Source organism: Cobetia sp. SIMBA_158 (assembly GCF_046566945.1).
GTDB classification, from domain to species: Bacteria; Pseudomonadota; Gammaproteobacteria; order Pseudomonadales; family Halomonadaceae; genus Cobetia; species Cobetia amphilecti.
The window spans coordinates 1-251 of the sequence record NZ_JAWJYL010000765.1 but is presented as its reverse complement, the minus strand read 5'-3'; the positions used below and the strand labels follow the sequence as shown (position 1 = coordinate 251).

The window sequence follows — 251 nt, the reverse complement described above, 5'->3', positions numbered from 1 at the left end:
GCTTCTGCAGCAGCTATTAATAATTTGCTTGGCATACACCCTACGCGTGCGCAGGTTGTACCATAAGGACCTGATTCGATCATAAGTACGTTAGGGGTAAACTGTTTAGCGTTTCGGTATGCACTTAAGCCTGCTGTACCTGCGCCTATAACTACTACGTCGGTTTGCAATTGTTTCATTGTATTTTCCTTTAATAAATAGGGGCACTTGGCCCCCATTTAATATTACTTATTAAGCAAAGTATTTTTCTA

At 40.6% G+C, this 251-nt stretch carries 1 protein-coding gene; it reads right to left on the bottom strand.

Annotated elements, in window-relative coordinates; translation table 11 throughout:
• The coding region (locus R2R70_RS21880; RefSeq protein ID WP_410979179.1) for an FAD-dependent oxidoreductase at positions 1 to 179 on the bottom strand (179 nt) is incomplete at its 3' end.
• Between the last annotated feature and the right edge of the window lie 72 nt (positions 180 to 251).